General features: G+C 55.2%; 1 protein-coding gene. It reads right to left on the bottom strand.

Annotated elements, in window-relative coordinates; genetic code table 11:
- Positions 1–57 precede the first annotated feature (57 nt).
- Positions 58–522: flagellin (locus C8264_RS21950; RefSeq protein ID WP_281261473.1), on the bottom strand; the 465-nt coding region annotated here is incomplete at its 5' end.

Below are 522 nucleotides of genomic sequence, written 5' to 3' on the forward strand. Positions count from 1 at the left end.
GGGGAAAAGAAAAAGGCGGGCTGTGAAGCCCGCCTTTCATTTCGTTTGCGGCGCCGATTAACGGAGCAGCTGCAACACGCCCTGATCGGCCTGGTTGGCCATCGAGAGGGTCGATTGCGCCAGCGACTGACGGGTCTGAAGAGCCATCATGTTCGCAGCCTCCTGGTTCATGTCTGCCAGGGTCAGGTTGCCAGCACCGGTTTCCAGCGTATCGATCATGGCCTTGGTGAAGTCCTGACGGTTCTGCACGATGGACAGGTTCGAACCGAAGGCGGAGGCTTGCGAGCGAACATTGTTGAGTGCGCTCTTGACCTTATCAAGGAAGCCGTCGATGTCTTCGTCGCTATCCAAGTCGTCTTTCGACATTGTCGTCGCTAGATCGAGATTGGACGCATTGACCGATTGTTTGTCTTTGGCCTGGATGTCGATCGAAGAGGTGCCGGTTTCGTTGAAGGTAATCTTCAGATTGTCGCCGCGCAGCAGATTGATGCCGTTGAACGAAGCGTCGTCGGACATTTTATC

Origin of the sequence: Devosia naphthalenivorans (assembly GCF_003056355.1) — a bacterium.
Taxonomy (GTDB): Bacteria; Pseudomonadota; Alphaproteobacteria; order Rhizobiales; family Devosiaceae; genus Devosia; species Devosia naphthalenivorans.